Annotated in this window: 9 protein-coding genes and 1 pseudogene; 7 read left to right on the top strand and 3 right to left on the bottom strand. The window is 73.7% G+C overall.

All coding sequences use genetic code 11. The annotated features are described in order from the left end of the window. Window positions 1–295: 295 nt before the first annotated feature. Window positions 296–580: pseudogene (locus HUX53_RS25165) on the top strand (shikimate dehydrogenase); the annotation flags it as partial. A 12-nt stretch (window positions 581–592) separates the two neighbouring features. On the opposite strand, the gene HUX53_RS25160 reads toward HUX53_RS25165, so the two are convergent. Further along, window positions 593–1,984, bottom strand: coding sequence for a prenyltransferase/squalene oxidase repeat-containing protein (locus tag HUX53_RS25160; protein ID WP_176405694.1), 1,392 nt, complete (start codon window positions 1,982–1,984; stop codon window positions 593–595). A 152-nt stretch (window positions 1,985–2,136) separates the two neighbouring features. Between HUX53_RS25160 and HUX53_RS25155 the strand changes: the two genes are divergently transcribed. Next, window positions 2,137–2,841, top strand: a complete 705-nt coding sequence (locus HUX53_RS25155) for an HIT family protein (RefSeq protein WP_176405693.1) — start codon at window positions 2,137–2,139, stop codon at window positions 2,839–2,841. Here the strand turns inward: HUX53_RS25155 and HUX53_RS25150 are convergent. Then, complete coding sequence (locus HUX53_RS25150) at window positions 2,817–3,128, bottom strand: hypothetical protein (protein WP_176405692.1); 312 nt, start codon at window positions 3,126–3,128, stop codon at window positions 2,817–2,819. The two genes, HUX53_RS25155 and HUX53_RS25150, sit on opposite strands and share 25 nt — an antisense overlap. A 30-nt stretch (window positions 3,129–3,158) precedes the next feature. Here HUX53_RS25150 and HUX53_RS25145 point away from each other — a divergent pair, with 30 nt between their 5' ends. Then, window positions 3,159–3,398 carry a hypothetical protein gene (locus tag HUX53_RS25145; RefSeq protein WP_176405691.1) on the top strand — a complete coding sequence of 80 codons (240 nt, stop codon included), beginning with the start codon at window positions 3,159–3,161 and terminating at the stop codon, window positions 3,396–3,398. Between the two features lie 269 nt (window positions 3,399–3,667). On the opposite strand, the gene HUX53_RS25140 is transcribed toward HUX53_RS25145, so the two are convergent. Then, window positions 3,668–4,159: an NUDIX domain-containing protein gene (locus tag HUX53_RS25140; protein WP_176405690.1), complete on the bottom strand. Its 492-nt coding sequence runs from the start codon at window positions 4,157–4,159 to the stop codon at window positions 3,668–3,670. A gap of 570 nt (window positions 4,160–4,729) precedes the next feature. Here HUX53_RS25140 and infC point away from each other — a divergent pair. From infC to HUX53_RS25120, 4 genes are all read left to right on the top strand, one after another. Continuing rightward, entirely contained in the window at window positions 4,730–5,275 is a 546-nt protein-coding gene (gene infC, locus HUX53_RS25135) for a translation initiation factor IF-3 (protein WP_217711773.1), read from the top strand. A gap of 183 nt (window positions 5,276–5,458) precedes the next feature. Continuing rightward, complete coding sequence (rpmI, locus tag HUX53_RS25130; protein WP_176405689.1) at window positions 5,459–5,653, top strand: 50S ribosomal protein L35; 195 nt, start codon at window positions 5,459–5,461, stop codon at window positions 5,651–5,653. A 69-nt stretch (window positions 5,654–5,722) separates the two neighbouring features. Further along, complete coding sequence (rplT, locus tag HUX53_RS25125) at window positions 5,723–6,100, top strand: 50S ribosomal protein L20 (protein ID WP_176405688.1); 378 nt, start codon at window positions 5,723–5,725, stop codon at window positions 6,098–6,100. Between the two features lie 34 nt (window positions 6,101–6,134). Continuing rightward, window positions 6,135–6,950, top strand: coding sequence for an RNA methyltransferase (locus tag HUX53_RS25120; protein ID WP_176405687.1), 816 nt, complete (start codon window positions 6,135–6,137; stop codon window positions 6,948–6,950). Window positions 6,951–7,402 lie beyond the last annotated feature (452 nt).

Here is a 7,402-nt window from a genome sequence, read left to right as displayed (position 1 = left end):
CGCGCGTTCAACCGCTTCTACACCGGCGTCATGGGAGTGCTCGGCGAGGGGCTCGTCCGCTCGCCCTACTCGCTGACCGAGGCGCGGGTGATCTTCGAGCTGGCCCAGCAGGGACGCCGCCCAGGTGCCCGCGCTGCGCCGCCCGCTGGACCTCGCCGCCGGCTACCTCAGCCGGATGCTGGCCCGCTTCGAGGCCGCCGGCCTGCTGGTTCGCGAGCGCGCCGCCGGCGCCGCCGAGGTGGGGGAGCGGTTCGGGCTCGCGGTGCGCGTCGTCACGCTCGACCGGGTGACCGCGCACCTTCCGGCGGAGCTCGTCGTGTCGACGCTGCCCGGACGCGCCGCCGACGCGTTCGCCGAACCGGTCGCCGCGTCCGGCGCGGCCCTGTTCGACGTGGTGTACGCGCCGTGGCCGACGGCGCTCGCGGCGGCGGTGCAGCGGGCCGGCGGAACGGTCGTCGGCGGCTTCGCGATGCTGCTGCACCAGGCCGTCCGGCAGGTGGCGCTGATGACCGGCCGCGAGGACGTGCCGGTGGCGGCGATGCGCGCCGCCGGGGAGGCCGAACTCGCCCGCCGGGCCTGACGCCCCCGTCCGTCAGGGCGGGGCGGGCGGCGGGCCGCGCGGCGCGCGGCGCCGCTTCGACGACTCGTCGATGGCGGTGAGGACGATCGGCAGGATCACGCTGAGCCAGAAGTCCTTCCAGCCCCACAGGCCGGCGGCGACGCCGAGCAGGCTGGCGGCGCACACGAGGCCCAGCAGGAACGCCGCCCAGTGCCGCCGGACGAACCCGACCGGGTCGACCAGCCTGCGGTGCGGCAGGAGATCGGCCAGCGGGCGCTCCCGCGCGTGCGCCCGCTGCACGACCGTCGCGTCCGGCAGCCAGTGCAGGATGTCGGCGCTCCCGGCGAGCGGGATGCGGCTCAGCGCGATCAGCGTCTCCAGCCGCCACCACAATGTCCACAGCGAGGTGCGCCCGCTGCCCGGGTAGCCGGTCCAGCGCGGGTCGGTGAACTCGCCGCGCACCAGCGTCCGGAACGCCCGCGCGACGACCGGGCCGTGCGGGCCGCGCGGGTCCCGCAGCAGCGCGGTCAGCGCGATCGGCAGCCCGTAGTGCCAGAGCGCGAGCCGCCACACCGGTTCGGAGCCCGTGCCGTCGCCGTGCAGGGAGACGTCGTAGGTCTCGATCCACGTGTGGTCGTCGTCGGGGTCGAGGTGCTCCACCAGCCAGTCGTAGGCGTCCAGCAGCCGCTCGGTCCGCAGCTCCGGGCGCGCCTCGGCGAGCGTCACCAGCGCGAAGGCGGTGTGGGTGACGGTGGCACGGGACGCGGGCGTCGGCCCCCAGCCGGGACGGTGCGCGGTCCGGTCGGCGGTCAGCCACTCCACGCCCCGGTCGACCGCCGGCTCGTAGGGGTTGAGCTGGCTGAGCGCGCGCAGCGCCAGGCACGTCAGCCAGACACGGGACGGGCAGCCGTGCAGCGAGCCCCAGCCGCCGTCGGGGTTCTGGTTGCGCAGCAGCCACTGGTAGGCGCGCTTGGTGTCGGGCGCGTCGTCGCGCAGGTCGCAGCGGGCGCGGGCGAGGAACCGCGCGATCCAGCCGGTCGCCTCCACCACCGGCATGCCGAGGCTCGTCTTGGTGGCCCAGCCGCCGTCGCGCAGCCCGTCATCGGAGCGGGTCTGCCGGGCGGCGAGGAAGGCCAGCCCCTCGTCGAAGTACTCGAAGGGGCGTCCCGCCTCCACGAACGCCATCAGCCCGAGGGCCGTCGCGGTGGTGCCCGGCTCGGGGCGCGCCAGCTCGTGGTACCAGCCGCCGCCGGAGCCGAGCGCGGGCGCGTAGGTGTCGCGCAGGACGTCCAGCGACTCGTTCAGCCGGGTCTCCAGCACGGCCATGTCGATGACCGGGGTCCCGGCGCCGCCCGGCCGGCGGCGCGCGGGCACGGCGGGGGAGCGGTCGGTGCGGGGGGCCGGTCCGGGGAGCGGAGGAGTCATCTGGTGCACGGTTTCGCCTTTTATCCCTTTTGTTCCCGTTGGGTCATGCTTTGTACCCCGCAGGTTCCATGTCTGTATCCACAGCCGTAGGGCCCGCCGGAGCGGGCAGTCTGGAAGGAGAGCGATCCCCCGTCCACGGCGCTGGAGGAGGCTTGGCCGAGCCGACCGCTTGGAACGAGCCCGGTCACGAGTGCGTCCTGTGCCCGCCCCTGCGCTTCCGGTTCAACGGCATGGCCGGCCTGCCCGGCGAGTCGGGCGTGATCGCCGCCGACCGCGACTTCCTCCTCGTCCCGGACGTGGCGCCCCTCGCCGAAGGGCACGTCCTGCTGATGACCCGCGACCACTACCAGTGCGCGGGGGAGTTCGGCCGGACGATGTGGGACCGCGCGCTGTGCTGGCGCGACCGCGTCGCCCGCCTCTACCGCGCGGCCTACGGGACCGGAGAACTGCTGCTGTTCGAGCACGGCCCGGCGACCCCGCAGGGCGGCGGCGCGTGCATCGACCACGCGCACTGGCACCTGCTGCCCGGAACGCCGGGCATCCGCGCGGTGGTGGAGGAGCGGGGACGCCCCGGGTCGCCCGCCGGCCGCGCCGCTCTCCGGGCGTACTACCGCACCGGCCGCTCCTACCTGCTGATCGAGGAGAACGAGGTCATGACCGTCCACCCCGGGGACGGCGTGAGGAGCCAGTTCCTGCGCTGGGCCGTGACGTCCACCGGACCGGACGTGACATGGCGCTGGCAGGAGACGTTCGGGCTGCCCGGCAGTCGGCGGCGCTTCCTGCGCACGCTCACCGCCCTGCGCGCCGCACTGGCCGGCCTCCCGCCCGGGGATCAGGCCTCCGACAGCCACCAGTAGAGCTCGCAGGAGGCCAGTCGATCGCCGAACCCTGCGCGCACCGCATCGCCGGTGTAGCCGGTGGAGTACTCCATCAGCAGCCGCCCGCGCTGGTAGGCGAGCACCCGTTCCAGGCAGGTCGGGCCGAACCGCAGCAGCCACAGCGGGGATCCCGGCACCGCGCGGTCAAGGACCGGCAGCAGGCTCCGCACCTCGTCGCCGCCGGCCGGCGCCGGCTGCCCGAGCAGGCGCGCCAGCGTGGGCGCCTCGGAGAAGACGAGGTCCGCGCGGGCCAGCACCGGCAGCACGCCGGACGCCGGGAGCCGCGCGTCGATGTCGTGCGGGACGAGGTCGAACGCGACCCGCGTCCCCGCCGCGCCCGCGATGCGCGCCGCCTCCTCCAGCGCCGCCCGCTCGGCGGCGGCCCGGGCGTCCGGCTGCTGGTCGTCCAGGACGGGCCGCCGCCGAGCGGGCGGTCGCGCAGCATCACCGAGACGCCGTTCGGCACGCCCGCCTCGACGCGCAGGTGGTCGGCCGCGCCGATCCGCCGCAACTCCTGGCGGACCACCGGCGTGTAGGCGTCGTCGCCGATCTTCGCCAGCACGCCCACCCGGCGGAAGTGGCGGACGGCGCACCGGGCCAGATTCACCGCCGTCCCGGCGACCATGGCCCGCGCGGGAGCGTAGGAGAGCCGGTCGGCGCGCACCTCGGCGAACCGGACGTCCGGCAGGGACGCGCGGACCTCGATCGCGGCGTCGCCGATGACGAACATCGCGAACCGGCGCTCGGCGGGCCCGTCGAGCCCCGGCCACTCGACGGGCGATCGGGACGGGGCCATGCGCGGCGGTCAGCCGGGCGGGAGCAGGAACGCCCGCATCACCGGGCGCAGGCTCGGGATGAGGTCGTAGCCGCCGAGTTCGTCGAGCGGTACCCAGGCGCACCCGTCCAGATGGTCGCTCTCCTCCTGGTTGCCGAGGGTGGCGTCCACCGTCACCGGCCGGCAGCGGCGCGCCGCCGCGACCACGCGTATCTGCCCGCCGCGCGGCCCGCGGTCGGGCATGTACCACTGCCACAGATGGAACGGCGGCCCCGGATCGATCTTGAGGCCGACCTCCTCCCAGACCTCCCGCCGGATGTGGTCGTCGAGGTCGAGGTCGGCCTCCACCTCCAGCCGCCCGCCGGGCACCTCCCAGCGGCCCGGGTGGAACGGGTCGGACGCGGACTTGCGGACGAGCAGCAGCCGTCCGGCGGACACGATGAACGCCTTCTGCGCGAACTGCAGCGCGATCGGCGACAAGGCGGTGAGGGGGCCGGCCGGGCCGGCCTCGACCGAGGGCATCGCGGGAACAACCTCCCTGGTGCCGGCCCCACCGGGCCGTCTCCGCTCCACCGTAACAACCGCGGCCCCGCGCGCCGAGACGCCCGCCCGGCCACAACATCCTCACCTTCCCGCCCCCGCCCCGGCGTCCGCGGACCTCCACGGCCCGCCCGGCGCGGGAATGGCGGGACTCCCGGGGATGTTGACGTGAGTGGCGTACTTCACGTAGGCATCCATTGGCCCCGGTCAGCCGACGTGGCCGAAAGTCCACAATGGCCTGCGCCAGCATGTCACGCACGGCCCCACGGGATGGTAGTCTTGGTGGCCGACCGACCCTGTGCGCGCGACCCGAGCGATCGCGTGTAGAGGGCGCTCAAGCGGAGGCCACCTCCCACCTGACCGGCTGGAAGGCCGGTGGGTCATCGGTCCGGCGAACGGGCGTGCGCGTCCGTCCCGCCGTCGTCCCCGGACGGCTCGTCCGTCCGAGGAGACCGAAGGTGGCCCCGTGCGTGAGTCGTGCGGGGCTTTTCTCGTGGAAGCCTCGGGGTACGACCGGTCCAACGAACTTGAGAACGGCCCCAAGGAGGTCCCATCAGCGCCGAACCGCGTATCAACGACCGCATTCGCGTGCCCGAGGTCCGGCTCGTCGGCCCGAACGGCGAACAGGTGGGCATCGTGCCCATCGCCAAGGCCCTTGAACTCGCGCGTGAGTCGGACCTCGACCTCGTCGAGGTGGCGCCCACCGCGCGTCCGCCCGTCGCGAAGCTCATGGACTACGGCAAGTTCAAGTACGAGTCCGCGATGAAGGCGCGTGAAGCGCGGAAGAACCAGGCGCACACGGTCATCAAGGAGATCAAGCTCCGCCCGAAGATCGACCCGCACGACTACGAGACCAAGAAGGGTCACGTGGTGCGGTTCCTGAAGGCCGGGGACAAGGTGAAGGTCACGATCATGTTCCGTGGTCGTGAGCAGTCCCGTCCCGAACTGGGCTACCGGCTGCTGCAGCGGCTCGCCGACGACGTCGAGGAGCTCGGCTTCGTCGAGTCGCGGCCCAAGCAGGACGGCCGGAATATGATCATGGTGATCGGTCCGCACAAGAAGAAGGCGGCCCGCGGGCAGGAGACCGAGACCGCCTGACGGCCGCCCGGGACCGGCCTCGCGGCGGCCCCGGCTCCGCGACCTCGCGGCAGAGCGGGGTCGCGGCGCACGTACATTGAAGCCTGACCTGGCGCGTCCACGGACCTCCGTGCGGTGTGCCGATCAGGTGCGCCCCCGTGCCGCACGCACGGGGGCCAGGGACAGAGGGAGACGACGGCGACCATGCCGAAGACGAAGACCCACAGTGGTGCCAAGAAGCGCTTCAAGCTGACCGGCTCCGGCAAGGTGATGCGCCGCCGCGCCAACAAGAACCACCTGCTCGAGCACAAGCCGTCCAAGCGGACGCGCCGGCTGTCCGGCCCGGCCGTGGTGGCCGACGCCGACGCCAAGAACATCAAGAAGCTGCTGCGCAAGTAGCACTCGACCAGGAACATCGGTGACCGGCCGGGACCCGTGCGGCCCGGCCCCCACGAAGGAGTTCAACACGTGGCACGCGTGAAGCGGGGCGTCAACGCCGCCAAGAAGCGTCGGGTCGTCCTGGAGCGGTCGAGTGGCTACCGCGGTCAGCGTTCGCGCCTGTACCGCAAGGCCAAGGAGCAGCAGCTCCACTCGATGACCTACGCCTTCCGGGACCGCAAGGACCGCAAGGGCCAGTTCCGCCGGCTGTGGATCCAGCGGATCAACGCCGCGGCCCGCGCCAACGGCATCACCTACAACCGGTTCATCCAGGGCCTGAAGGCCGCGGAGGTCGAGGTCGACCGCCGCATGCTGGCCGAGCTGGCCGTCAACGACGCCGCGGCGTTCGCGGCGCTCGTCCAGGTCGCCAAGGACGCGCTCCCGGCCGAGGGTTCGGAGGCGGCCTGAGCCGGGCGACCGGCACACGGGCGATTACAGCGACATGGCGGGCCGCGAGCTGACCTCTCTCCGATCACCACGGGTGAAGGCCGCTCGGCGGCTCGCCAAACGCGCCTTCCGGCGCCGCGAGAACCGGTTCCTCGCCGAGGGGCCGCAGGCGGTGCGGGAGGCGCTGGAGATCCCCGGCACGCTCGCCGAGCTGTTCACCACCGCGGAGGCGGAGACCCGCCATGCCGAGCTGGTGCTCGCCGCCGAGCGGGCCGGCGCGCCGGTGCTGCGGGTCAGCGGCGAGGTCATGGCCGAACTGGCGCAGACCGTCACCCCGCAGGGGCTGCTCGGGGTCTGCGAGTTCGTCGACGTCCCGCTCGGCAAGGCGCTGGAGGTCGGTCCGCGGCTGGTGACCGTGCTCGCGCACGTCCGCGATCCGGGCAACGCGGGCACCGTGCTGCGCACCGCCGACGCCGCCGGCTCGGAGACGGTCGTGTTCACCGACGCGTCCGTCGACCCCTACAACGGCAAGTGCGTGCGCGCCTCGGCGGGCAGCCTGTTCCACCTGCCGGTCGTCACCGGCCCGCGGTTCGACGCGCTGATCCCGGAGCTGAAGGGCGCGGGCCTGACCGTGCTCGCCGCCGACGGCGCCGGCGACCGCACCCTGGACGCGGCGATCGACGAGGGGCTGCTCGCGCGCCCGACCGCGTGGGTGTTCGGGAACGAGGCGTGGGGGCTGCCCGATGAGATACTCCGGCATGTGGACGAGGTCGTCCGCGTGCCCATCTACGGCCGTGCCGAGAGCCTGAACCTGGCGACGGCCGCGGCCGTATGCCTGTACGCCTCGGCGCGCGCGCAGCGCGGCGCGTGACGGGCCCGTGACGGGCGGCCCGTGATGAACGGCATGTGACGGGCGGCATGTGACACTGGCGATCTTCCCGGCGCTGAACGTGGGAAGGGCCGCGACGGTTCACTGCATTCCGTGATCGACTGGCCGCAAGCGGTCGCCCATGGCGCCGCTTTCCGGCCGGTGAGCTGGGAGAATGGACCGCGCACGGTGGAGGGCAGGGGGCCTGCCGCCGGGTGCGGCTCATTCGCAGGTAGGAGCCCGATGGGGACCGGCGGGGGATCAACGCCGTCCGCTCCGGTGCCTACCGTGTTGATCAATGCGTTGACCAGGGGCGGCATGGCGCCGTGCAGAGTGGGGGCGAAACGTGATGACCGAGGAGACCAGGCCGGCCCGGAGAGCGGGCCGGCGCCCGCCGGAGGCGCGGTGCCGGGCGGGCGCGGGCACGGCCTCCAGGTACTCCTGCCACACGACGC

Source organism: Actinomadura sp. BRA 177 (assembly GCF_013372625.1).
In the GTDB taxonomy this organism is placed as follows: Bacteria; Actinomycetota; Actinomycetes; order Streptosporangiales; family Streptosporangiaceae; genus Spirillospora.
The sequence above is the reverse complement of the archived record's forward strand: the minus strand, read 5'-3'. Positions and strand labels throughout refer to the sequence as shown.